Source organism: Rhodococcus opacus, from assembly GCF_012396235.1.
Taxonomy (GTDB): Bacteria; Actinomycetota; Actinomycetes; order Mycobacteriales; family Mycobacteriaceae; genus Rhodococcus_F; species Rhodococcus_F opacus.
In genome coordinates this window covers 44393-69093 of sequence record NZ_JAAXPA010000036.1, presented here as the reverse complement: position 1 = coordinate 69093, position 24701 = coordinate 44393, and the positions used below count along the sequence as shown (strand labels likewise).

At 66.4% G+C, this 24701-nt stretch carries 22 protein-coding genes; 9 read left to right on the top strand and 13 right to left on the bottom strand.

The window, feature by feature from the left end; translation table 11 throughout:
* Positions 1 to 23 precede the first annotated feature (23 nt).
* A complete protein-coding gene (locus HGB39_RS33330) occupies positions 24 to 917 on the top strand; it encodes a LysR family transcriptional regulator (protein WP_005572881.1) in 894 nt (297 codons plus the stop codon).
* Here HGB39_RS33330 and HGB39_RS33325 read toward each other — a convergent pair.
* The 4 genes from HGB39_RS33325 to HGB39_RS33310 are packed head-to-tail and all read right to left on the bottom strand — an operon-like array spanning position 857 to position 4089.
* Positions 857 to 1726: a LysR family transcriptional regulator gene (locus HGB39_RS33325; protein WP_054245947.1), complete on the bottom strand. Its 870-nt coding sequence runs from the start codon at positions 1724 to 1726 to the stop codon at positions 857 to 859. The genes HGB39_RS33330 and HGB39_RS33325 overlap by 61 nt on opposite strands.
* 41 nt (positions 1727 to 1767) lie before the next feature.
* On the bottom strand, positions 1768 to 2511 hold the full coding sequence (gene fabG / locus HGB39_RS33320) for a 3-oxoacyl-ACP reductase FabG (RefSeq protein WP_005568548.1): 744 nt from the start codon (positions 2509 to 2511) through the stop codon (positions 1768 to 1770).
* A 14-nt stretch (positions 2512 to 2525) separates the two neighbouring features.
* Positions 2526 to 3716, bottom strand: a complete 1191-nt coding sequence (locus tag HGB39_RS33315) for an acyl-CoA dehydrogenase family protein (RefSeq protein ID WP_005568547.1) — start codon at positions 3714 to 3716, stop codon at positions 2526 to 2528.
* A gap of 22 nt (positions 3717 to 3738) precedes the next feature.
* Positions 3739 to 4089 (bottom strand): AMP-binding enzyme, encoded by a 351-nt coding sequence (locus HGB39_RS33310; RefSeq protein ID WP_005568545.1) that lies wholly within the window; start codon positions 4087 to 4089, stop codon positions 3739 to 3741.
* A 231-nt stretch (positions 4090 to 4320) separates the two neighbouring features.
* On the opposite strand from HGB39_RS33310, the gene HGB39_RS33305 reads away from it, so the two are divergent.
* From HGB39_RS33305 to HGB39_RS33290, 4 genes are read left to right on the top strand one after another with little or no spacing between them, the layout of a single operon-like run.
* Complete coding sequence (locus HGB39_RS33305; protein ID WP_005568544.1) at positions 4321 to 5490, top strand: acyl-CoA dehydrogenase family protein; 1170 nt, start codon at positions 4321 to 4323, stop codon at positions 5488 to 5490.
* A gap of 4 nt (positions 5491 to 5494) precedes the next feature.
* Positions 5495 to 6718 carry an acetyl-CoA C-acetyltransferase gene (locus tag HGB39_RS33300; protein ID WP_005568542.1) on the top strand — a complete coding sequence of 408 codons (1224 nt, stop codon included), beginning with the start codon at positions 5495 to 5497 and terminating at the stop codon, positions 6716 to 6718.
* A gap of 45 nt (positions 6719 to 6763) precedes the next feature.
* Positions 6764 to 7216: a MaoC family dehydratase gene (locus tag HGB39_RS33295; protein WP_005568540.1), complete on the top strand. Its 453-nt coding sequence runs from the start codon at positions 6764 to 6766 to the stop codon at positions 7214 to 7216.
* 14 nt (positions 7217 to 7230) lie between these two features.
* Positions 7231 to 8427: an acetyl-CoA C-acetyltransferase gene (locus HGB39_RS33290; RefSeq protein WP_005568539.1), complete on the top strand. Its 1197-nt coding sequence runs from the start codon at positions 7231 to 7233 to the stop codon at positions 8425 to 8427.
* 53 nt (positions 8428 to 8480) lie between these two features.
* Here the strand turns inward: HGB39_RS33290 and HGB39_RS33285 are convergent, their stop codons facing one another.
* Both HGB39_RS33285 and HGB39_RS33280 read right to left on the bottom strand, forming a co-directional pair.
* Complete coding sequence (locus HGB39_RS33285) at positions 8481 to 9917, bottom strand: MFS transporter (RefSeq protein ID WP_005568537.1); 1437 nt, start codon at positions 9915 to 9917, stop codon at positions 8481 to 8483.
* Positions 9901 to 10329 carry a MarR family winged helix-turn-helix transcriptional regulator gene (locus HGB39_RS33280; RefSeq protein WP_005250400.1) on the bottom strand — a complete coding sequence of 143 codons (429 nt, stop codon included), beginning with the start codon at positions 10327 to 10329 and terminating at the stop codon, positions 9901 to 9903. The genes HGB39_RS33285 and HGB39_RS33280 overlap by 17 nt, the downstream gene beginning before the upstream one ends.
* Before the next feature lie 210 nt (positions 10330 to 10539).
* On the opposite strand from HGB39_RS33280, the gene HGB39_RS33275 reads away from it, so the two are divergent.
* Positions 10540 to 13809, top strand: coding sequence for a protein kinase domain-containing protein (locus HGB39_RS33275; RefSeq protein ID WP_064079826.1), 3270 nt, complete (start codon positions 10540 to 10542; stop codon positions 13807 to 13809).
* Between the two features lie 123 nt (positions 13810 to 13932).
* On the opposite strand, the gene HGB39_RS33270 is transcribed toward HGB39_RS33275, so the two are convergent.
* Positions 13933 to 14190, bottom strand: coding sequence for a hypothetical protein (locus HGB39_RS33270; protein ID WP_081276431.1), 258 nt, complete (start codon positions 14188 to 14190; stop codon positions 13933 to 13935).
* A gap of 309 nt (positions 14191 to 14499) precedes the next feature.
* Between HGB39_RS33270 and HGB39_RS33265 the strand changes: the two genes are divergently transcribed.
* The 3 genes from HGB39_RS33265 to HGB39_RS33255 all read left to right on the top strand — a co-directional run bounded on the left by HGB39_RS33265 (position 14500) and on the right by HGB39_RS33255 (position 18925).
* Positions 14500 to 16323: an amino acid permease gene (locus HGB39_RS33265; RefSeq protein ID WP_005568532.1), complete on the top strand. Its 1824-nt coding sequence runs from the start codon at positions 14500 to 14502 to the stop codon at positions 16321 to 16323.
* Positions 16320 to 17210, top strand: coding sequence for a universal stress protein (locus tag HGB39_RS33260; protein WP_005254392.1), 891 nt, complete (start codon positions 16320 to 16322; stop codon positions 17208 to 17210). Before HGB39_RS33265 ends, HGB39_RS33260 begins: the two co-directional genes overlap by 4 nt.
* 107 nt (positions 17211 to 17317) lie before the next feature.
* The gene (locus HGB39_RS33255; RefSeq protein ID WP_005568454.1) at positions 17318 to 18925 is read left to right on the top strand and encodes an SLC13 family permease; all 1608 of its coding nucleotides are present in this window, start codon (positions 17318 to 17320) and stop codon (positions 18923 to 18925) included.
* Here the strand turns inward: HGB39_RS33255 and HGB39_RS33250 are convergent, their stop codons facing one another.
* Genes HGB39_RS33250 through HGB39_RS33225 form a run of 6 tightly spaced genes read right to left on the bottom strand, consistent with a single transcriptional unit; the run spans position 18926 to position 24568 of the window.
* Positions 18926 to 20122, bottom strand: a complete 1197-nt coding sequence (locus tag HGB39_RS33250; RefSeq protein WP_005568453.1) for a TetR/AcrR family transcriptional regulator — start codon at positions 20120 to 20122, stop codon at positions 18926 to 18928. It lies immediately after the preceding gene.
* Between the two features lie 15 nt (positions 20123 to 20137).
* Positions 20138 to 21685, bottom strand: a complete 1548-nt coding sequence (locus tag HGB39_RS33245; protein WP_005568452.1) for a long-chain-fatty-acid--CoA ligase — start codon at positions 21683 to 21685, stop codon at positions 20138 to 20140.
* 24 nt (positions 21686 to 21709) lie between these two features.
* Positions 21710 to 22513, bottom strand: a complete 804-nt coding sequence (locus HGB39_RS33240) for an SDR family NAD(P)-dependent oxidoreductase (protein WP_005568451.1) — start codon at positions 22511 to 22513, stop codon at positions 21710 to 21712.
* Positions 22514 to 22546: 33 nt separating this feature from the next.
* Complete coding sequence (locus HGB39_RS33235; protein WP_005254397.1) at positions 22547 to 22927, bottom strand: MaoC/PaaZ C-terminal domain-containing protein; 381 nt, start codon at positions 22925 to 22927, stop codon at positions 22547 to 22549.
* Complete coding sequence (locus tag HGB39_RS33230; RefSeq protein ID WP_005568450.1) at positions 22924 to 23379, bottom strand: MaoC family dehydratase N-terminal domain-containing protein; 456 nt, start codon at positions 23377 to 23379, stop codon at positions 22924 to 22926. The genes HGB39_RS33235 and HGB39_RS33230 overlap by 4 nt, the downstream gene beginning before the upstream one ends.
* A 1-nt stretch (position 23380) precedes the next feature.
* Positions 23381 to 24568 (bottom strand): lipid-transfer protein, encoded by a 1188-nt coding sequence (locus HGB39_RS33225; protein WP_005568449.1) that lies wholly within the window; start codon positions 24566 to 24568, stop codon positions 23381 to 23383.
* Between the last annotated feature and the right edge of the window lie 133 nt (positions 24569 to 24701).

Genomic DNA, 24701 nt, shown 5'->3' with positions numbered 1-24701 from the left:
TGCGTGGCCGCTAGACTCGACTGGTGGACATCCGGGACGCCGAGTACCTCGTCGCCGTGGCCGAGCACGGCAGCATCACCGAGGCCGCGCGGGCGCTGTTCATCGCGCAGCCGTCGCTGTCGCAGGCGATCCGGACTCTCGAGCGCGATCTGGGTGTCGAACTGTTCGATCGTGGAGGACGGAAGCTGCGGATCACCCCGGCGGGCACGTCGTTCGCACATGCGGCGCGGCAGGTCCTCGCCGATGTGGAGCGGGCGCGGGCCGTCGTGCACGACGTCGCCGAACTGCGGTCCGGCACGCTGACGATCGCAGTTCTCAATTCTCTTGCTGCCGATCCGCTTCCGCGTATCGTCGGCCGGTTCCATCGGCAGTACCCGCGCGTGGTCCTGGTCACGGTGTCGGCGGACGTTGCGGACGGTGTGGGTCGCGCGGTCCGGTCGGGTGAGTGCGACCTCGGGCTCACCGAACTGCTCGTCGACCACCAGGGGCTCGAGTTCCGGATGGTGGGGGAACAGGAAATCGTGCTCGCGCTCCACGCCGATCTGGCGATCGAGCTACCCGATCCGGTGCCCGTCGACCTGCTTGCCGACATTCCCATGATCGTCGAGATCGGGTCGCGGCCACGACTGCCGGTGAACAACATCGCCGTCGAGTGTGCGCATCGTCAGTCGATGTGGGAACTGGTTGTCCAGGGTGCGGGGGCGACCCTGCTGCCGCGGCGCGTCGCCGAGCAGGAACTGCCGGGGGTCGTGGTGCGCTCGCTCGCACCGCCGGAGGTGCGCACCATCGGTCTCGTCCATCGACCGGATCCGCTTCCGCCCGCGGCGGCGGCGTTCATCGCCGCGCTCGACGAGGCTCAGGGCGCGAGCGTATCGAGGAACGCGCGTCCGGCCGGAGATAGCCGGGCTTCGTCGTAGATCACCCCGTACGGGACGGTGATCGGCGGGTCGAGGGTACAGATCCGGGCTCCGCCGACCGCGGCTCGTTCCGCGAGGGTGCGTTCCATGAACGACATTCCCACGCCCTCGACGACGAACGCACCGACCGCTTCCCGCTGCTCGACGACGGCCGACATGATCGTCCGGCTCCCAGCGGCCTGCAGTGCCTTCTCGATGACGGTGCGCGACGACGACTCCTTGGGCAGCCCCACCACGGGAATATCCGGAAGGTCGTCGAGGGGGAACGGATCCCGCCAGTCGATCTCGGCGTCGTGCGGCACCACCAGCCAGTACTCGTGGATTCCGAGGACGCGAGTCGTCAATCCGGCTGCAGCGAAGGGGAAATGACTGAAGGCGATCTCGCAGTGTCCGTCTCGGATCAGCGAGGCGATGACGTCGACCGGCCGCAGGTCGGCGAGCCGGACGACCACGCCGGGATACTGCTTGCGGAAGGCCCCGATCAGTTCCGTGACAGGGCCTTCCGCGACGTGCGCCGACGCGCAGATGTCGAGTCGGCCACGCGGCAGTCCCGAGACGTCGACGAGTGAGCTCTCGGCGGCCACCAGGTCTCGCACGATCTTCCGCGCCGGACCGACGAATGCCTTTCCCGCCGCACTGAGCACCAGGCCGCGGCCCACGCGGTGGAACAGTTCGACGCCGAGGTCACGCTCGAGATTGCGCAGCCCCTTCGACAACGACGGCTTGGTGACGCCCAGGGCCTCGGCCGCGAGCGCGAGGCCGTCGTTGTCGACGGTGGCGAGAAAGTACTCGACGTGACGCGACTCCACCAGTGCAGACTACTGCGTACGACCCGTCGATCCGCCGGATGTCAGATGTGACGTCCGCCGGTGACTTCGAGGACGGTGCCCGTCATGTAGCTGGACAGATCGGACGCGAGGAACAGGGCGACGTTCGCGATCTCCTCGGGCTCGGCACCGCGGCCCATCGGGACCTCCTTGAGCTTCGCCTCGATGATGTCGGCGCGCAGGGCGCGGATCATGTCGGTGTTCACCACGCCGGGCTGGATCGCGTTGACCCGGACCCCGAGGTGGGCGACCTCCTTCGCGGCCGCCTTGGTCAGGCCCACCATGCCGGCCTTCGCGGCGCTGTAGTTGGTCTGCCCGACCATGCCGACCTTGCCCGAGATCGACGAGATGTTCACGATCGAACCCTTGCCGGCCTCCCGCATCGCGATCGACGCGATCTGGGTGCCCAGCCACGCGCCCTGCAGGTGCACGTCGATGACGGAGCGGAAATCGGCGAGTGACATCTTGCGCAGCGTCGCGTCGCGGGTGATGCCGGCGTTGTTGACCCACACGTCCATCGCGCCGAACGCGTCGAGCGCCGTCTTTCCCAGGTTCTGCATCTGATCCGGATCGGTCACGTCACAGGCGACGGCGACGGCCTGGAAGCCGTCGGCCTCCAGCTTTCCGGCAGCGGCCTTGACGTTCTCGGCGCGCATGTCGCCGAGGACGACCGACGCGCCCTCGCTCGCGAACTTCCGGGCCATCTCGAAACCGATGCCCTGGGCCGCGCCCGTGACGACGGCGACCCGTCCCTCGAGAAGTGTCATTGATTCTTCCTTCCTCAGTTGTACGAACGCAGCAGCCCGCGGCTGATGATCTGTTTCTGAATGTCGCTGGTGCCCTCACCGATGAGGAGGAACGGTGCCTCCCGCATGAGGCGTTCGATCTCGTATTCCTTGGAATAGCCGTAGCCGCCGTGGATCCGGAAGCTGTCCTGCGTCACCTCCGAGCAGAACTCGCTCGCGAGGTACTTGGCCATCCCGGCCGCGACGTCGTTGCGTTCCCCGGAGTCCTTGAGCCGCGCCGCATTCACCATCATCAGGTGTGCGGCCTCGACCTTGGTCGCCATCTCCGCGATCCGGAAGGCGATCGCCTGGTGTTCGGCGATCGGCGAACCGAACGTCTCCCGAGTCTTCGCATATTTCACGCCGAGTTCGAACGCGCGCTGTGCGATCCCGCACGCGCGGGCGGCGACGTTGACGCGGCCGACCTCGACGCCGTCCATCATCTGCCGGAAGCCGCGGCCCGGGTCGCCGCCGAGGATCGTGTCTGCCGCGGCCTGGTAGCCGCTGAACACCATCTCGGTGGTGTCGATGCCCTTGTAGCCCATCTTGTCGATCTTCCCGGGGATCGTGAGCCCGGGCAGCACCTCGCCGAACCCGGCGGGCTTCTCGATGAGGAACGCGGTGAGGTTGTCGTGGGGCTTCGCCGCACCCTCCTCGGTGCGGACCAGCACCGCCACCAGTGTCGACGACCCGCCGTTGGTCAGCCACATCTTCTGGCCGTCGATCACGTAGTTGCCGTCCGCTGCCCGGGCCGCCTTGGTCCGGATGGCGGCGACGTCGGAACCCAGTTCGGGCTCGGACATCGAGAACGCGCCGCGCAGTTCACCCGTCGCCATGCGTGGCAGGTAGTGGGCCTTCTGCTCGGGTGTGCCGTGATTGGCGATCATGTGCGCCACGATGAAATGGGTGTTGATCACCCCGGACACGCTCATCCATCCCCGCGCGATCTCCTCGACGCACAGTGCGTAGGTGAGGAGGGATTCCCCGATGCCGCCGTACTCCTCGGGGATCGTGAGCCCGAACAGGCCCATCTCCTTCATCTGCTCGACGATGGCCGTCGGGTACGTGTCGGAATGTTCGAGCTCCTGCGCCTGAGGAATGATCGCCTTGTCCACGAACTCGCGTACCGCCGAGACGATCTCGCCCTGGGTATCCGTGAGCCCGGCGGTCTGCGCCAGTCGTGTCATCGTTCCACCTGTCCCGTATTCATCATTTCTCCGTACTCTGCTCGGCGTGCACGTCGTTCAAACGGTCGCGCAACGCGGACCGCAGGACCGCACCCCGGGGGGACAGCGGCAACTCGTCGACGAAGACCACCTCACGCACCTTCTTGTACGGCGGCACCGTGGCCGCCACGAACTCGATCAGTTCCTCGGCGGTGATGCGCGCCGTGGTTTCTGCCACCACGAATGCGACGGGCATCTCCCCGACCCCGAGAACGGAGCGGCCGACCACCACGACGTCGAGAATGTCTCGTCGTGACAGCAACAGCTGTTCCAATTCGTGCGGATCGACGGTGTAGCCCTTGTAGAGGAGTGCGTCCTCGGGTTTGCCAACCATGTCGAATATCGAGTTCCATCTCGCCGGGAAATTTCATTGTTCGTGAATATGCCCGGTCAATTCCTCCGGACACTGACACCTATTGAAGTGCCTCGGGCCGCCGTGGTCAAAGACGCTGTAGGAAACCGACAGTTTCCCTCTTCCTATGGGTCGTAAATGCCGTCTGCGCTGCGCGTTCTCGTTCGAGGCACTCGCTTGACAGCGAGGCCGGGTTGCTGGATATTCACCTTCATGGCTGAACGCGAAGTGAGTGACGAAGACTTCAAGGACATTCTCGCGCAGACGAGAACCTTTATTCAGAAGGAAGTAATTCCCAGGGAAAATGAAATCGCGGAAAAGGACCTGATTCCGGACGACATTCGGCGCAAGGCGGCGGAGATGGGTCTGTTCGGGTACGCCATCCCGCAGCAGTGGGGCGGGCTCGGACTCGACCTCACGCAGGACGTGGAACTGGCCATGGAGTTCGGGTACACGAGCCTGGCGTTGCGGTCGATGTTCGGCACCAACAACGGGATCGCCGGCCAGGTGCTGGTGAATTTCGGTACGGACGAACAGAAGTCGGAATGGCTCGAGCGTATCGCGTCCGGTGACGTGGTCGCGTCGTTCGCGCTGACCGAGCCGGAGGCCGGGTCGAACCCGGCGGGCCTGACCACCCGCGCCGTCCTGAAGGACGGCAAGTGGACGATCAACGGCACCAAGCGGTTCATCACCAACGCGCCGTTGGCCGATCTGTTCGTGGTCTTCGCTCGCACCCGTCCTGCCGACGAGACCGGCACCGGCATCGCGGTGTTCCTCGTTCCCGCCGACACCGCCGGTGTCGTGGTCGGGCCGAAGGACAAGAAGATGGGCCAGGAGGGTGCCTGGACCGCGGAGGTCGCATTCGACGACGTCACCGTCCCCGAAACCGCCCTGGTCGGCGGCAGTGAGGAGGCCGGCTACCGCGCCGCCATGACGTCGCTGGCCCGGGGCCGCGTGCACATCGCCGCCCTCGCCGTGGGCAGCGCTCAGCGGGCGCTCGACGAGTCCGTCGCCTTCGCTGCGGTCACGAAGCAGGGTGGCACCCCGATCGGTGACTTCCAGTTGGTGCAGGCCATGCTCGCCGACCAGCAGGTGGGGGTGTCCGCGGGCCGCGCGCTGGTGCGGGACGCGGCGCAGAAGTATGTCAGCGGTGAGGATCGTCGGATCGCCCCGTCCGTGGCGAAGCTGTACTGCACGGAGATGGCCGGCAAGGTCGCCGACCTCGCGGTGCAGGTTCACGGCGGCACCGGTTACATGAGAGACGTTCCGGTGGAACGGATCTACCGTGAGGTCCGCCTGCTGCGCCTGTACGAGGGCACCAGCGAGATCCAGCGCCTGATCATCGGCGGCGGCCTCGTCCGCGAAGCGAAGAAAGCGCTCTGAGCCCATGTACGAAGCAGTGATCTGTGAACCCGTCCGCACCCCCGTCGGGGGATTCGGCGGCATGTACCGCGATATCCCCGTCACCACCCTCGCCTCGACGGTGTTGAAAGGCCTGATCGAGCGGACGTCGCTCACGTCCGACGACATCGACGATGTCATCTTCGGTCAGGGCTACGCCAACGGCGAGGCTGCGGCCATCGGCCGGATCGCTGCGCTCGACGCCGGCCTCGACGTCACCGTGCCCGGCATCCAGCTCGACCGCCGCTGCGGCTCCGGGCTGCAGGCGGTCATTTACGCGGCCATGCAGGTGCAGACCGGAATGAGCGATCTGGTGATCGCGGGCGGCGCCGAGTCGATGAGCCAGACCGAGTTCTACAGCACCGGAATGCGCTGGGGCGTCAAGGGCGCGTCGGTCGAATTCCACGACCGACTGGCCAAGCCCCGCACCAACTCCGGCGGCGTCAACTTCCCCGTCGAGGGCGGCATGATCGAAACCGCGGAGAACCTGCGCCGCGAGTACTCGATCAACCGCGCGGAGCAGGACGCGTACGCCGCCGAGTCCCACGCGCGGGCGATCCGCGCCCAGGACGGCGGCCTGTTCGACGCCGAGACGATCCCGGTGACGGTGCCGGGCAAGCGCGGTAAGTCCGACGTCGTCGTCACCACCGACGAGCACCCGCGCCGGGATGTCACGGCGGAGTCGTTGTCGGCGTTGCGGCCCATCCGGTCACGCGTCGACCCGGAGGCGACCGTGACCGCGGGCAACGCGTGCGGCCAGAACGACGCGGCCGCCGCCGCGATCGTGACCACCCCCGAGAACGCGGAACGTCTGGGCCTGCGCCCGTTCGCCCGGCTCGTCAGCTGGGGCGTCGCCGGAGTGGAGCCGAACCGGATGGGCATCGGCCCGGTCCCCGCCGTCGACAAGGCCCTCACCCGGGCGAAGCTCACCCTTAACGACATCGATCTCCTCGAGATCAACGAGGCGTTCGCAGCGCAGGTGCTGGCGTGCGCGCGGGAGTGGAAGTTCGACGAGTCCGACATGCGAGACCGATTCAACGTCAACGGATCCGGCATCTCCCTCGGCCACCCCGTCGGCGCCACCGGCGGTCGCATCCTGGCCAATCTGCTCCGTGAACTGGACCGCCGCCAGGCCCGCTACGGCATCGAGACGATGTGCATCGGCGGTGGGCAGGGCATCGCGGCCGTATTCGAGAACGTCAACCTCTAGCCGTTTCCACTTCCGCCCGGTACCGGGCCGAACCGAAAGAGTGTCATGCGCGTATTCCAGGGAATCGACGACGTCGAATCCGCAGTCGGCGAACAGCTCGGCCACAGCGATTGGCTCGAGATCACGCAGGAACGCGTGAACGGGTTCGCCGATGCCACCGAAGACCACCAGTGGATCCACGTCGATCCCGAGCGTGCCGCCCAGGGCCCGTTTGGGGCCCCCATCGCCCACGGTTACCTCACGCTGTCGTTGCTGCCGAAACTTGGCGCCGAACTCATGCGCATCGACGGCGTGAAGCTGGTGATCAACTACGGCCTCAACAAGGTTCGCTTCCCCCAGCCGGTGAAGGTCGGGGCGAAGGTGCGGGCCGGCGGCGAGATCGTGTCGTTCGAGCGCACCAACCAGGGCGCGCAACTGGTCGTCAAATACACCATCGAGATCCAGGGTGAGGACAAGCCGGCGTGCGTCGCCGAGACCGTCCGCGTCCTGGTCTCCTGAAAACGAGGAACAACATGCGTAGAGCAGCACTGGTCGCCCCCGTCCGCACGGCCGTCGGCCGCTTCGGCGGCGGACTGCGTGACGTGCCCGCCGAGACCCTGGCGGCGACGGTCATCAAGGAGACCGTCGCGCGGTCCGGTATCGACCCGGAACTCATCGAGGACGTCGCGATGGGGCAGTCGTACGCCAACTCCGAGGCCCCGTGTATAGGACGGTGGGCGGCGCTCGAGGCGGGACTGCCGATCTCGGTCGCCGGACTGCAGACCGACCGTCGCTGCGGCACCGGGCTTCAGGCCCTCGTGACGGCGTCGATGATGGTGCAGACCGGCGCAGCCGACGTCGTGCTCGCCGGCGGCGTCGAGTCGATGAGCAACATCGAGCACTACACCACCGGTGCCCGCTGGGGCACCCGCGCCGGATCGCTCAACCTCTACGACCGTCTCGACCGCGGCCGTGAGCGCTCCCAGCCGGAATGGCGGTTCGGGAAGATCAGCGGAATGATCGAGACTGCGGAAAATGTCGCGTCGCGGTGCGGAATCAGCCGCGAAGAATCCGACGTTTTTGCCGCCGGCAGCCACGCCAAGGCTCACGCGGCTTGGGAGGCAGGCAAGTTCGACGACGAGGTGATCGAGGTCAAGATCACCGACCGCAAGGGCAACGTCTCCGTCGTGTCGCGGGACGAGGGTATCCGTCCGGAAACCACGCCCGAAACCCTGGCACGCCTGCGGAGTGCTCTCAAGGACGGTGTCGTCACTGCGGGCAACGCGAGTCAGCAGAACGACGCCGCGTCGTCGATGCTCGTCGTCGCCGAAGATCAACTCGACGAACTCGGGCTCGAGCCGATGGGTTTCCTCACCGGGTGGTCCGCCGCCGGGTGCGAACCGGCACTGATGGGGCTCGGGCCGGTCGCGGCCACATCCAAGCTGTTCAGCAGGACGGGTGCGAGCTTCGACGACTTCACGCTGATCGAACTGAACGAGGCATTCGCGTGCCAGGTGCTCGGCGTCCTGAAGGAGTGGGGATTCGAGGACCGGGACCGCCTCAACGTCAACGGGTCCGGGATCTCGCTCGGACACCCGATCGGCGCGACCGGAGCGCGAATGACGACCACCGCGCTGCATGAATTGCGGCGACGTGGCGGCGGCAAGGCGCTTCTCACGATGTGCATCGGTGGCGGGCAGGGAATGGCCGCCATCGTCGAAGGTGCGTAGGGCGTGTCTCCCGATCCCCATTTCGGCGCTCCTGAGGGATCGGGAAGCACGCCCTATAGCCGACTGATACGCGCGTCCGCCGGCTCCGACAGCGGGGTCGGCGGACGCGACATCACGTGATTGACGAGGAGTGCGACGAAGACGACCGCGCACCCGATGGCACCGACGGCGAGAGCGAGCCTGATTCCGTTTTCGGTGGGAAGTAGGTCTGGTGCCAGGTTGGCGGCGAGCACCGCGCCCGCGATGGCGCTGCCGAACGAGCCGCCGACGGTACGCAGTACCTGGTTGAAGCTCACTGCGCTGCCGAGTTCGGTGTCGGCGACGCTGCGGGCGATCAGGGCCGGCATCGCCGCGTACGTCATGCCCATCCCGGCCCCGAATCCCAACATCCCGATCAGGATTTCCCACAGCGCGTTGTGGGCGACCCAGAGGAGCATGCTCGAGGCCGTCACGAGGCCTGCACCGACGAGCAGCAGAGTCCTCATGCGGATCCGGTGCGAGACCGCGCGGACGAGTCGATTCGCGCCGAAACTCGCCACCGACAGGGGAAGCATCACGAATCCGGCCCAGAACAGGGGCAGCGCGATCCCGTAGCCGGTGGAGGCGGGCGCCTGGGCGATGAGGCTGCCGATCGAGAGTCCGATGTACATCGCGGCGCCGAGGCCGATCGCGGTGCTGTTCGCGACCAGCACGTCACCGTTGCGCAGTACCCGCAGGTTGATCAGCGGGTAGGGGGTGCGCAGTTCGACGAGGGACCACGCCGTCAGCAGTGTGGCCGCCCCGGCGAAGAATCCGAGGGTCCATGGCGATCCCCAGCCCCACCGGGAGCCTTCGCTGACGGCGATGAGGAGCGACGCGAGTCCGGTACCCACCAGCAGTGCGCCCGGTACGTCGAGGGTGTTGCGTGGTGCCTGCTCGTCGGGGCCTGCGGGAACGACACGCCACACGACGAGGATGGTGGTGATCAGGAACAGCGCCGCGAACCAGAAGGCGAAACGGAACCCGAGCAGATCGGCGAGGATGCCGGTCAGGGGGTATCCGAGTCCCAGGCCTGTCGTCACCGTCACCGACAGGCTGGAGATGCCGAGCCGGGCCTGGTTCTCGGGGAGATAGCGGCGGGCCAGAGCGATCGTCACCGGAACGATTCCGTAGGTGAGTCCCTGCAACGCGCGTCCGATCAGGAAGACGGTGAAGTTGGGAGCGGCGGCCGCAACGATCGACCCGACGAGGATCGTGGTCAGGGAGAACAGGAGCAGGCGCTTCTTGTGGGGGCCGTCGCTCAGCCGGCCCATGATCGGTGTTGCGACCGCGCCGACCAGGAGGTTGACAGTGAGCATCCATTGGCCGGTGCTCACCTCGACGTGCATGTCGTGGGAGATCGTGGGCACCAGGAGCATGCCGAGTGAACTGACGATCGCGGTCGTCAGGGCGGCATACGCCAGGGCCGGCAGTAATCGGGGACGCGTGGTGGAATCAGTCGACTGGGGCATCGTCCACCAACTTGCGCAGAATCGGGACGACGGAGTCGAGAGTCTTCTTCTCCTCGTCCGTCAGCCGTTCCGCGATGGCGTGTTCCAGCCAGTCCAGGCCTTGCGACCGCTCCTGCGCCAGCCTCTCCCGACCGGCATCGGTGAGTTCGATCCAGATTCGGCGTCGATCCTGCTCGTCGGGGGTGCGCACAACCAGGCCGAGACTCTCGAGTTCGCGCACCGCATTGGCTATTGCCTGTGGGCTGATCTTCTCGGCAGCCGCGAGTGTCGAGGCAGACGTTTGTCCGTGCTTCGACAGGTAGGCGAGCACGCCGATCTTGCCGACCGAGATCGACCTGCCTGCGGTGAGCTGTCGCCAGATCGGGCGCAGTGCTTCCCGCAGGACCTGCGCGGTGGCCTGTTCGGTGATCATGAGCAAAGCGTACAACCAAATTGATCAATTTGATTGACTAAATGGGAAGGCTCACACCGGCAGCGGCCAGGATCGCCCGCACCGATCACCGTCAGCGATATCCTCAGAAGGACGCCATCGAGAAGTGAGTCCACGGTTGTATCCGCGCTGGTCGTGCCGTCGGAGCCAGGGCGCGGGATCGATGAGCCGACGGGGTGAGTAGACCGTCCGATGGGTGAAGGTGATCCGCTCGACACTCAGCGGTACCCGCCGCCGTCCCCGGCCGCCGAACTCGGTGGAGCTGGTTTCGCTGACGTTCAGGAGATCGGCCGCGGCGGTTTCGGCGTCGTCTACCGCTGCACCCAGGGGGAACTGGATCGCACGGTCGCGGTGAAGGTGCTCACCGTCGAACTCGACGACGAGAACAAGGCCCGATTCTTCCGGGAACAGCGGGCGATGGGGCGGCTGACCGGGCACCCGAACATCGTCAACATTCTGCAGGTCGGTGCCACCGACGGCGGCCGTCCCTACATCGTGATGCCGTATCACCCGCAGGATTCGCTGGAGGCCCGGGTCCGCGAGGACGGTCCGCTGCCGTTGGATCAGGTGCTTCGGGTGGGGGTGAAGATGGCCGGTGCGGTGGAGTCGGCGCACCGGCTCGGCATCCTGCATCGCGACGTCAAACCCGCGAACATCCTGCTCACCGAGTACGGCGAGCCGGAGTTGGCCGATTTCGGTATCGCGCACATCAGCGGCGGGTTCGAGACGGCCACCGGTGCCGTCACCGGGTCGCCGGCATACACCGCGCCGGAGGTGCTCGGCGGTGATCCGCCGAGTCCGGCCGCCGATGTGTACGGTCTCGGTGCCACCCTGTTCAGTGCGCTGACCGGTCATGCCGCGTTCGAGCGTCGCAGCGGTGAGCAGGTGGTCGCGCAGTTTCTGCGGATCACCACGCAGGCGGTGCCGGATCTGCGTGAGCACGGGATCCCCGAGGATGTGTCCGCGGTGATCGCCCGGGCGATGTCCCGCGAGCCCGGTGCGCGTCCGGCCACCGCCGCCGACTTCGGCGAGGAGCTGCGAGGTCTGCAACGCGCCCACGGCTTCCCGGTCGACGAGATGGCACTTCGTGCGGAGGCCGATGCGCGGGGGAACGGAGAGCAACCGACCTCGCTCGGCGGGCGATTGTCGCAGCCTTCCTCCACGCTGGGAGCGACGGGAACTCTTCCCCTGGAGCTGACCAGTTTCGTCGGCCGACGCCATGAGCTCACCGAGGCGAAGAACCTGCTGGCCGGGTCGCGGCTGGTGACGTTGACCGGGATCGGGGGTGTCGGCAAGACCCGGCTGGCGATGCGGATTGCAGCGAGTGTGCAGCGTGAGTACGCCGACGGGGTTCGCCTGGTCGAGTTGGGTGAACTGCGTGACGGGTCGTCGCTGGTCGATGCGGTGGCCTCCGCCGTCGGGGTGCGGGACCATTCGGCACGGCCGTTGCGTGAGGTCCTTCTCGAGCACCTGGCGGTACAGGAAATGCTGTTGGTTCTCGACAATTGCGAGCAGGTGGTGGATGCCGTCGCCGAACTCGCCGCCCACCTGCTGCGGGTGAGTCCGCGGTTGCGGATGCTGGCCACCAGCCGCGAACCTCTCGGCATCGGCGGGGAGGCAGTGCTGCGGGTCCCCCCGCTGGCCGTCCCGGATCCCGACCGGAAGCCCTCGCTGCGGGGTTTGCCGAAATACGATGCGGTGACGTTGTTCGTCGAGCGTGCCGCTGCCGCGGTTCCGGGTTTCGCGGTCACCGAGGAGAACGCGGTGGCGGTGGCGGGGATATGCCGTCGTCTCGACGGGTTGCCGTTGCCGATCGAGTTGGCGGCGGCGCGGTTGCGGGCGATGTCGCCGGAGCAGATCCTGGGGCGGCTGACCGACCGCTATACCCTGCTGACCCGGGGCAGCCGGGGTGCGCCGACGCGGCAACAGACCCTGCGGTTGTGCATCGACTGGAGTTTCGAGTTGTGCACCGCCGGTGAACAACTGGTGTGGGGACGGGTGGCGGTGTTCGCGGGAAGCTTCGAACTCGATGCCGCGGAGCAGGTGTGCGGCGAGGGACTCGACCCGGACGAACTGTTGGACACGCTGACCTCGTTGGTGGAGAAGTCGATCCTGATCCGCGAAGAGCACGGGTCGGTGGTGCGGTTCCGGATGCTCGAGACCCTCCGCGAGTACGGCTTCGAGAAACTCGAGCAGACCGGTGAGGCTGTGGCGTTGCGTCGACGGCACCGGGACTGGTACGAGGCATTGGCGCTCGATGCGGAAGCCGAGTGGATCAGCGCCCGCCAACTCGACTGGATCGCCCGGCTGAAGCGGGAACACGCGAATCTGCGGGAGGCCCTCGAGTTCAGCGTCGACGACGACCCCGCCGCCGGCCTACGCATCGCCGTGGCACTGTTCCTGTTCTGGAGCTCCCAAGGCCTCTACAGCGAGGGGCGACGGTGGTACGACCAACTGCTCGTCCGCCAGAGCGGCCCGCCCACCCTGGATTCGATCAAGGCGCTCTACAGCCACAGCGTAATGGCTTTCGCTCAAGGCGACCTTCAGGCCGCGACAGCGCTCGTCGAGGAGGCGCGGACTCTCACCGCCGACACGAGGGATCCCCTCCTGCGCGCCTACGTCGACTGCGCCGACGGCATGCTGGCCCTCTACAGCGGTGATCTCGCGCGAGCGTGCTCGCAACTGGACATCGCGCTCGCCGAGTTCACCGAACGCGGAGATCAACTGCTCCAAGTAGCCATCCTGTACCCGTTAGGTCTGGCCTATGGACTGTCCGGCCGGACGGACCAGGCGATCGAGTGCCACGAACGTGCGCTCGCGATCACGGAAGCGCACGGTGAGACGATGTACCGATCGCATTCGCTGTGGGCCTTGGGAATTGCTGTGTGGAAGCAGGGTGATGCAAGTCGTTCGGTGCAGCTTATCGAACAATCACTGAAACTGACCAAGCAGGTGCGCAGCCCCCGCGTCGCTGCAGCCTGCCTCGAAGCGCTCGCCTGGATCAGCTTCGAACGTCGCGATGCACTCCGGGCCGCAGTTCTGATGGGAGCCGCGGACGGGCTGGCGCGGTCGATCAGCAGTACGGCGGTCATACATACCAATCTGATTCTCTACCAAGAAGAATATGCACAGAAGGCCCGGAAGGAGCTCGGGGACAAAGCATTCGGCGCGGCCCACCGCAAGGGTGAACAACTCGGCTTCGACGCGGCCATCGCCTACGCCCTCCACGAGCAACAGGCCGACACCTCCACACCCGCCACCGCCGCGTCGACGCGACTGACCAAGAGGGAACGCCAAGTCGCCGCCCTGATCGCCGAAGGCCTGACCAATCAGGCCATCGCCGACCGCCTGGTGATCTCACCCCGCACCGCACAAGGTCATGTGGAGCACATTCTGGCGAAACTGGGTTTCACCTCCCGGACCCAGGTCGCGGCCTGGGTCGTGGAGCGGGCGCACGACTAGGCCGCGCGGGAAACGGGAACTTTGCCGTCCGATTACCGCTCGAAATAGGTTCGAGCGGGCTCTGCCAACGACGATGGCCGCGTTGCCGATAGCGCTGCGGAAATCACCAGTTCCCGCAGGGAGTCACCGAGGAAGCCATTTCCACGGCTTGTCCCAGTGCCCGGGTGGCGGCACGAACGGAAGCTGCCCCAACTGGCCCGGCGGTGGGATGAACGGCAGCTGTCCCAGCTGTCCGGGCGGTGGAACCACATCGGGTACCGAGATACCGGGAATCGGCGGTGGCCCTGGATCAGCATCTGCCGTGCCAGTGCCGAGTCCCAGTGCGCTGAAGCCCAGCGCACCGGCGATCACGGCTCCCGCCACGGTCTTCGTCGAATTCATCGTGAACTCCTTCCGCGGCTGCTCTACCTCGTGCTGTGGAGGGGCGCGCCGTTTGCACCCTTCTATTGTGCGCACTTCTGGGGATGCTGTCGTCCGCCCGGGGCGGAAGTTCCGGTGTACTCACGCGCAGCGCGCGGATCCAACTGCCGAATCCCGCTCGCCGGACGGACACTGCGGCTTACGATTGAGATTCAAGCCCCTGCGGCTTTCCCTCTGGTCGCGTGCCCAGCCGAGTACATCCCACGGAATCCGACAGCCGGTCTCGCCAACAGAGCGAGTAGCCGGTGCGTCGAGTATCGGAGGGATGCAATGAGTGCAACACCCACTTTGAAGAAGGCGCTGAGCCAGCGGCAGCTGACGATGATTGCGATCGGCGGGGTGATCGGCGCGGGCTTGTTCGTCGGCTCGGGTGTCGTCATCGGCGACACCGGTCCGGGGGCCTTCATCACCTATGCTCTCGCCGGGGTCTTGATCATCATGGTCATGCGGATGCTGGCGGAGATGGCGGTGGCCAATCCGTCGACCGGGTCGTTCGCCGATTATGCCCGCGCCGCGTTGGGCAACTGGGCCGGCTTCTCCGTCGGCTGGTTGTACTGGTACTTCTGGGTGATCGTCGTCGGGTTCGAGGCGATCGCCGGCGCGACGATCATTCAGTACTGGATCGACATCCCGTTGTGGTTGTCGGCGTTGGTTCTGATGATCCTGATGACGGCGACGAATCTGTTTTCGGTGTCGTCGTTCGGCGAGTTCGAATTCTGGTTCGCCGGGATCAAGGTGGCCGCGATCGTGGTGTTCATCGGGCTGGGCTCGCTGTTTGTTCTCGGGGTGTGGCCGAACAAATCGCTCGACTTCTCCAACCTGTGGAGCCATGACGGGTTCCTGCCGTTCGGCGCCATGGCCATCACCGTCGGCGTGGTCACGGTGATCTTCTCCATGGTTGGCGCCGAAATCGCGACGATCGCCGCCGCGGAGTCGGCGGACCCGGAGCGGGCGGTGACCAAGGCCGCGAACTCGGTGATCGTGCGGATCGCCGTGTTCTTCGTCGGCTCCACGTTCCTGCTGGCGACGATCCTGCCGTGGAACGACGAAGATGCGGCCGCGTCCCCCTTCGTCGCCGCGTTCACCGAAATGGGGATCCCGTACGCCGACCACATCATGAACGCCGTGGTGTTGACGGCCGTGTTGAGCTGCCTCAACTCGGGTATGTACACCGCCTCCCGCATGTTGTTCGTGCTCGCGGCGCGCCGGGAGGCGCCCGCACAGCTGGTCAGGGTGACCCGTCGCGGGGTGCCTGCCACCGCGATACTCGCGTCCTCGGTGGTCGGTTTTCTGTGTGTGATCGCCGCCGCAGTGTCACCGGACACCGTCTTCGCCTTCCTGCTGAATTCCAGCGGTGCGGTCATCCTGTTCGTCTACCTGCTCATCGCCGTCTCCCAGATCGTGCTGCGGTACCGCACCCCGGACTCGGAGCTACGGGTGAAGATGTGGCTGTTCCCGGTGGTGTCGATAATCACCGCCGTCGCGATTGTGGCGATCCTGGTGCAGATGTATCTGCAGGAGGATGTGCGATCGCAACTGGTGCTGAGCCTGCTGTCGTGGGCCGTCGTCATCGTGTTGTTCCTCGCCAACAAGTGGTTCGTGGGCCGGCGGCCCGTCGTGGAAGGGGTCACGGCGACGACACGGCCACACCGTGTGCTGGTGCTGGCGAACCAGACCGTCCAGTCCAAGGAAATGCTCGACGAACTCCGCCGTATCGACGCCGATCGGGATGCCACCTACTTCGTGGTCGTGCCGGCCAGCCCGATCGAGACCGGAACCGCCGCCACCCACGGTCCACTCGACGTCGCGGAAGCGACCCGAGAGGTCGCACAACGGCGGCTGGACGACACGCTGGCGACACTCCGCGCGGAGAACCTCGAAGCCGACGGCGCGTTGGGCGACTACCGGCCGCTGCGGGCCCTGGCCGCCGCCGTCGACTCGTTCCGTCCGGATCAGATAGTCATCTCGACACTGCCACCGGAAGAATCGATATGGCACCGCTTCGACGTCGTGGACCGTGCGCGCGCCGAGCACGATGTGCCGGTGACGCACGTCGTCGTCGCCCCGGTCGCCGCAGAGGGATCGCCACGATGACGATCATCGCCGGCTTCAGCTCGAGCCGTCAGGGCACCGCGCCCCTCAACCTGGCGGTGCAGATATCACGCTGGACCGGCGACAAGGTAGTGGCCGCGGCGATCGTGGAACGGCCGTGGCCGGCGAAAGACGACCCCATCGAACGCGAATACCTGGGCTACGTCACCGAGCAGGCTTCGCACGCACTGGACAGGGTGGTCGGCCAGCTGCCCGGGGGCCTGGACATTCCCCGCATCGTCCACCAATCCGATTCCATTCCAACAGGTTTGATCGAACTCGTCACCGCCCACGACGCGCGTCTCGTCGTTGTCGGGTCGTCGTCGTCCGGGTTGCTGGGCAGGGTGACGCTGGGCAGCGTCACCGAACGGCTGGTCCACACCGCGGCAGTGCCCGTCGCGATCGCTCCGCGCGGCTACCCGCCGGTGCCCGAGTCCATCCGCCGGATCACCGTCGCGTACGGCGGCGAGGCCGACGTCAACGGTCTCGTTGCCGCCACCGCCGAACTGGCCAGGCAGTGGCCGGTGCAGTTGCGGATCGTGTCGTTCACGGTGCGGCCGATGACGATGTTCGGCGGTGCGATCGAGCGATCGACGGAGGACCTCGTCGTCCAACAGTGGGCACGCCGGACGCGCGACGATATCGTCAAGCAGCTCAACGCAGTTCGCGCCCGAATCCCGGTTCCCGACGTGGACGTCGTGGTCGGTAGCGGCCACGACTGGCGCGAAGCGGTGGAGGCCGTCTCCTGGGAAGCCGGCGACATGCTGGCGCTGGGTTCGGGCGCGGCCGGACCCGCGGCCCACGTATTCCTCGGCTCGGCCGCCTCGAAGATTCTGCGTCACGCTCCGGTGCCCGTGCTGATCGTTCCCAGAAACACGGTGACGGCCTAGGCGTCGGTCGTGCTGCCCCGTCCGGGAGAAAACATGCTGCTTCAACGACTAGGACGTTCGTTGTTGGGTACTACTTCCGTACCAATCCGTGTCGCAGGGGAGGGACCATGACAGCCGAGAACCAGGGCGACCGCACCGACGTCGACAAGGCGTTGCTCGGGCACACCACCTATCGCAGCCTCGGCGAACAGCAGCTCTCACCCGCCGAGGAGCGATTCGAGAAGGGCCGCCGCACGATCGGGCTCTTTCTGGCGCCGCTGATCACGCTCGCGTTCCTCGCCCTGCCGATCGACATACCGCCCAACCAGCAGACGTTGGCCGGCGTGCTGCTCGGCGTCATCGTGCTGTGGGTGACCGAGGCGGTGCCGATCCCGATCGGCGGGCTGCTCGGGGTGGCGATCGTGGTGTTTCTGGGCGTGGCGCCGGCCGACGAAGTTCTCGCCGCGTTCGGATCGTCGACGATCTTCACGTTCATCGGAGCGTTCATCCTCGCTCAGGCGATGCTCAAGCATGGCGTCGCACGGCGCTTCGCGTTTCGGATACTGACCCTGCCGCGTGTCGGCCAGTCCACCACCGGTGTGATCGTCGCGTTCGGCGCGATCACGTGCGGACTCTCGGCGTTCGTATCCAACACCGCGACCGTGGCCATGCTGCTGCCCACCGCCCTGGGCATCCTCGGCGTCATCGCGAAGCTCATGCAGCGCCGCGGCGTCGTCGCCGAGGACTTCGACCCGTTGCGCGTCAGGGTGGGCGCCGCGATCATGCTGATGCTCGCATACAGCGCAAGCGTGGGCGGCCTGCTGACGCCGGTCGGGAGCCCACCCAATCTCATCGGACGCGGGCTCATCGAGGAGGCCACGGGGGAGCGGATCAGCTTCGGGCAATGGATGGTGATGGCCATCCCGATCTGCCTGCTGATGTTCATCGCGCTCGCCATCATCCTGCTGCGCATCAACAAACCGGAGATCCGTCGCATCGAAGGCGTCGCCGACTACCTGGCGGAGCAGCGCGCGGAAATGGGTCCGCTGTCGCGTGCGGAGAAGAACACGCTCATCGCGTTCGGAGTCACGGTGACGCTGTGGATCCTGCCCGGTGTCGTCGCGGTGATCGCCGGCAACGACTCGGATCTCTACAGCACGATCAGTGACCGACTCGACGAGGGCATGGTCGCAGTCTTCGGGGCGGCGTTGCTCTACCTTCTGCCGACCGATTGGGAGAATCGCGAGTTCACGCTGACCTGGCGGGACGCCGCAGAGATCGACTGGGGCACGATCGTGCTGTTCGGCAGCGGCATCATCTTCGGCGCACTGCTCGCCGACACCGGACTCGCCGAGACGATCGGCACCTCCGTCGCCGACTCGCTGGGCCTGACGAGCGTCGTCGCCATCACCGTGTTCGCCGTGCTGCTGGCCATCGCCGTATCGGAGACGACGAGCAACACGGCGTCGGCGGCGGTCGTGGTGCCGATCGTGATCCCGGTGGCGTTGGCGGCCGGGGTCAACCCCTTCGTGCCTGCGCTCGCGGCCACGTTCGCCGCGTCGTTCGGCTTCATGCTGCCGGTCTCGACGCCGCAGAACGCCGTGGTCTACGGCTCCGGAGCCGTCCGGATCACCACGATGATCCGAAGCGGAATATCCTTCGACATCGTCGGCGCGATCCTGATCATCGTCTTCCTGCCCTTGATGATCGCCGTGGTCGGCCTCGGCGGTGGGTGATCAGGCGGTACGGACTCCCAGTACCCGAAGGGCCAGTTCCTCGATTTCGTCTCGGTAGCGCGGTCGGGTGTGCAGGTGCCGCAACCGGGAAAGGTCGTTGACCAACCCGATTGCGGCGAGCACGGTAGTCCGGGTCTCGTGGGTGTCGGTGCCGAGGAGATGTACCCACTCGTCGATGTACTCGCGTTGAGCCGTGCGGGACTGCGACTGTGCCTCTTCGGGTAAATTCGTCGACTCCTCGATGAGGATGCCGATGGCACTGTCGGGTGCCGACACGGCCGAGGCGTACGAGTGCACCACCAGAGCGAGCGCGTCCTCGCGGGAGCGCGCACCGGCAAGCGCCTGGACCAACCCCATCCGCAGGGACTCGGTGCCTCGGACGAGGATCGCCTGGAGCACCTCGGCCTTGCCGGCGAAGTAGGTGTAGATGCTCGAACTCGCCATCCCCGCGGCGGCGCCGATGTCGTCCATCGTCACCGACTGGTAGCCGCGCCGCCGGAACAGGGAGATGGCGGCGGTCAACAGGGTTTCACGACGGGAAGCGTGAGCGAAGCCGGAGACGTATGCCTCCTCGGCAGGTATCTCCTCGTCGTGCCGGATCGGAGCGCTCCGCAGCCGTTCGCACAGCTCCAGCAGCAGGCTCTCCAAGCGTTTGCGCGGCAAGGTCGTTCGGTGCCGGGCTGGACTGAGGGCGACGCTCGACATGGCCCAGGCCAGCAAGTCGGCGTCCGCAGTGGTGAGGTCGGGGCGTTCGGAGCGGAGGGCGTCGGCGATGCGTGCCGGGACCGACTGAACGGCCGTCCGCACCTCGGCCCGGCGTTCGGGAGCGAGGTGGCGGGCTTCCTGGTCGAACAGGACAGCGCGGAAATCGTTGTCGAGGCAGTAGCGGAACAGGGCCAGACAGTTCGAGGCCGAGTCCTCGGGGTCGACGTCGTCGAGGGTGGCCGTGATCGACGAGGCGGCATTGAGTATCGCCTGTGCCAGAAGGTCCTGCTTGTTCGGGAAATGGCGGTACAGCGCCCCCGCGGTGATTCCCACCGCGGAGGCGATGTCCTCCATGTTCACCCCGTGGTAGCCGCGTCTCCCGAATTGCTCTCGGGCCACCGTGATGATCTGCGCTTTACGGTTGCGCGGCCGCGGCGTCTTCTTGGCGGACGGCTCGACAGCAGGTGTGTCGTCCGATGTGTCGATCGTCATTGCAGCCTCGGGGTGTCAGTGCGCGGTGCGGTCGGCCAGGTCGGAGAACTGCCGGCGGAGTTCTCTCTTGAGTATCTTGCCAGCCGGCGAGACCGGCATCTGCTCCACGATCGTGATGCTCCGTGGCGACTTGTACCCGGCGATCAGTTTCTTGGCGTGGGCTCGCACGTCGTCGCAGGTCAGTGACGTGCCCGGTTTCATCACCAGAAACGCGTGCACCCGCTCGCCGAACCGATCGTCGGGAACACCGATCACCGCACACTGCACCACATCGGGATGAGAGGCGAGAGCATTCTCGACTTCGGTCGAGTACACGTTCTCTCCCCCGGAAATGATCATGTCCTTCAGTCGGTCCACCACGAACAGGTAGCCGTCCTCGTCCATGTAGCCGCCGTCGCCGGTGTACAGCCAGCCGTCGCGCAGCGCCGCCGCGGTCTCTTCCGGTCGATTCCAGTAACCGGTCATGATGTTGCCGCCACGGGCAATGATCTCGCCGACCTCGCCGCGGGGGAGTTCGTTGCCTCGGTCGTCGACAACCCGCACCTCGACGTGACCCATCGGCCGACCGGCCGAATTGAGCCGGGTGGCCGCGTGGTGGTCGTCGGCGCTGAGCGAGGTGAGTCCGGGGCCGGCCTCGGTCATCCCGTAACCCTGCACGAAATCAGCTTTCGGGAAGGCGCGCTGGGCCTGGCGTAGCAGGGTCTCGGAGATCGGGGACGCGCCGTACTGAATTGCGGTGATGCTGGACAGGTCGCGGATCTCGCGCTCCGGATGGCGCAGCAGCATCTGGATCATGGTCGGTACCAACAGCATCGAGTTGATCCGCCGCTCTTCGATCAGTCGCAGCGCCGCGGCCGGTTCGAACGACGGCAACATCACCAGGATGCCCCCGGCGATGTTCTGGCCGTTCCAGCTGGCCAGTGCAGCGAGGTGGAACATGGGTGCGGACAGCAGGGCGCGGCTGCCTGCGACGGCGGTGTGGTTGGCGGCCAGCGACCCGAGGCTCGCGGTCATCAGGTTGAGGTGGGTGAGCATGACGCCTTTGGGGCGGCCGCTGGTACCACCGGTATAGAAGATCCCTGCCAGGGTGTCTCCGCCCACGCGCAGGTCTTCGACGGGTTCCGCGGTGGCGACCAGGTCTTCGTAACGGAGAAGCCCGTCCGGTGTCGGTTGGTCGCCGCAGTGCACCACTGCTCGCAGCGACGGGAAGAGTGTGCGCATCTCGTCCAGCAGCGGTACGAAGGTGTCGTCGACCAGCAGTACCGTCGTCTGTGAGTCTTCGAGGGCGAACGCGATCTCGGCGGCGCTCCAGCGGGTGTTGAGCGGGTTGACCACGCCGCCTATCCACCAGGTGGCGAAGAAGTACTCGTGGTACCGGTCGGAATTGAGCGACAGCATGCCGACGCGGTCGCCGACCCCCACACCGAGACCGAGCAGAGCGCCCGCGAGGCGGGCGACCCTGTCTCCGGTCTCGCTGCTGGTGTGGATGCGGTCCCCGCACACGGTCATGGGCTGGTTCGGGCGTTGCTGCACCGCGCGATGCAGTGACTGAGTCAAGTACATGGGGACCCCTCCTGTCGGGGATAGTTAGCGGCTGCCGCCGTCGCAAACCAGGCACTGGCCGCTGACGTAGTCGGTCTCGGGCAGGCACAGGGCGAACACTGCGCCCGCTGCCTCGTCGGGACGGCCGGCCCGGCCCAGCGGGATGGACCGCTCGGCTGCGGCGAGCAGCTGGGGGTTGACGCCGACCTTGATCTCCCGGCCTTCGACGTCGATGGTGGCGTTGCCGTCCGCCGACGCCTCCGTCAGGCGGGTGTTGATCAGGCCGTAGGCGACCGCGTTGACATTCACCCGGTAGCGGCCCCACTCGCGGGCGAGGGTCTTGGTCAGTCCGATGATGCCGGCCTTGGCGGCGGCGTAGTTGGACTGGCCGGCGTTGCCGACGACACCGGCGTTGGAGGAGATGTTGACGACCTTGCGGTGGTAGTCGGTCGGGTTCGCCTTGATGTACGGCTGCGCGGCACGCAGGATCTGGAACGGTGCCTTCAGGTGCAGATCCAGGATGGTGTCCCACTGCTCGTCGGTCATCTTCTGGATGACGTTGTCCCAGGTGAAGCCGGCATTGTTGACGATGATGTCGAGGCCGCCGAAGGTGTCGACGGCGGTGGCGACGAAGCGGTCCGCGAAGCCTTCCTCGGTGACCGAACCGATACTGGCGACGGCCTTACCGCCGGCTGCGACGATCTCCTCGACCGTCTCCTTGGCCGGGCCCGGGTCGAGGTCGTTGACGACGACGCTGGCGCCCTCGGCCGCGAACTTCATGGCGATGGCACGGCCGATGCCGCGGCCGGATCCGGTGACGATGGCTGTCCTGGTGTCGAGCTTGCCCATGAGCGGGACTTCCTTTCGGTGGTGTGGCGAAGGTCAGGCGGCGACGACGGCGTCGCCGCGGAGGGTGACCGTTCCGTCGGCGAGGGTGACGGTGAGGTCCAGATGGGCCAGGCCGTCCTCGACCTTGGTCACGGTTCCGGTGCACGTCGGCTTCGCGTGCAGCGGGGTGATGGCGGCGAATCGTACGCCGTAGGAGCAGAGTCGTTCCTGAGGAACGTAATTGGTCAGCAGTCGGCCGAGGTAGGCCATCGACAGCATGCCGTGGGCGAACACGTCGTCCATGCCACCGGAGCGCGCGACGTCGAGATCGATGTGCATCGGATTGTGGTCACCGGACGCGCCGGCGTAGAGCGCGAGCGTGGTGCGGCTGATGCCGGCGAGCTGCAATTCCGGGAGGGAGTCGCCTGTTTTCATTTTTCCGCCTTCGGGTTTCGGACGACGAGGGTGTTGGTGAGGCGGGCGATCGGCTCACCGTCGCGGGTGACGTCGACCGTTCGGACGAGGAAGTCCAACGCTCCGTTCTTCTTCGAGTACACGTCGGTGACTGTGCCGTTGTAGGCCAGCGTGTCGCCGGCATAGGCCGGCGAGTGGTACTTGAACGCCTGCTCGCCGTGCAGCACGTACCGCATGTCGATCCCGAGTTCGCGGATGAGGGCGAACGGGTCCGGCTTCTCCATGTCCAGGCAGAACAGGAAGGTCGGCGGCACGAGTACATCGCGGTGCCCGGCCGCCTTGGCGGCCTCGGTGTCGAAGTAGATCGGGTTGGTCTCGCCGATGGCCTGCGCGAAGAAGCGCAGACGTCCGCGCTCGACGACCACTTCGTGACCGGGGATCACCTTGCCGACGACGGCGGAGTCGAGAGCCATGTCAGCCCACCTTCTTGAAGACGCTCACGACGCACGCGCCGCCGAGACCGAGGTTGTGCTGCAGGCCGATCCGCGCACCCTCCACCTGACGCGCCCCCGCCTGACCGCGGAGTTGCCACACGAGTTCGGCGCACTGGGCCAGTCCGGTGGCGCCGAGCGGGTGGCCCTTGGAGAGCAGACCACCCGAGGGGTTGGTGACCACGCGGCCGCCGTAGGTGTTGTCGCCGTCGAGGATGAACTTCTCGGCGGTGCCCTCGGGGGTCAGACCCAGTCCCTCGTAGGTGATGAGCTCGTTGGCGGAGAAGCAGTCGTGCAGTTCGACGACCTGTACGTCCTCGGGGCCGATGCCCGCGGCCTCGTACACCTGGGCGGCGGCCGCTGCCGTCATGTCGTAGCCGACCACCTTCATCATGTCCCGGTCCTCGAACGTGCTGGCGGTGTCGGTCGTGAGGGCCTGCGCCTCGATCACCACGTCCGCCGCAAGCCCGTGCTTGCGGGCGAACTCTTCGCTGCACACCACCGCCGCTGCGGCGCCGCAGGTCGGTGGGCAGCACTGGTATCTGGTCAAGGGGCCGAAGATGTGGGGCGACTCGAGCACCTGCTCCTCCGTGAGCAAGTCACGGAAGACGGCATTGGGGTTGTGGGCAGCGTGCTTGCGGGCCTTGACCGAGATCTTCGCGAACGTCTCCGGCTTCGTGCCGTACTTCTGCATGTGGGAAACGCCCGCGCCGCCGAACAGCTGGGCCGCGCGCGGGGACGTCTCGTCGACGCCCTGAATCTCCGTCATCAGGTTGTCGAATCGGAACATCGGCGCCGGGCGGTCGTCCCAGACCCGCTTGAGCGCACCGGGTTTCATCTGTTCGAACCCGACCGCCAGAGCGCACTCGACGGCACCACTGGCGACGGCCTGGCGGGCCAGGTACAGCGCCGACGAACCGGTGGCGCAGTTGTTGTTGACATTGAAAACCGGGATTCCGGTCAGGCCGACTCCGTACAGCGCGGCCTGGCCGGCCGTGGAGTCGCCGTACACGTACCCCACGTAGGCCTGCTGAACGAGGGAGTACTCGATGCCGGCATCACGCAATGCTGCGCGGGCAGCGGTCTCACCCATGACGTTGTAGTTCTCGCTCTTGCCGGGCTTGGTGAACGGGATCATCCCGACTCCGGCGACGTGGACCTTGCGAGTCACATCTGACTCCTCTCTGATCGAATCGATATTTACTTAACACGACCCGACAGATTCTGTCCACCACGCTCGGCCTGCCGTCTTGCAGCAGCTTTTCCAATTCACAGGCGTGACCGCGAGAAGTGGTCGACGTCTT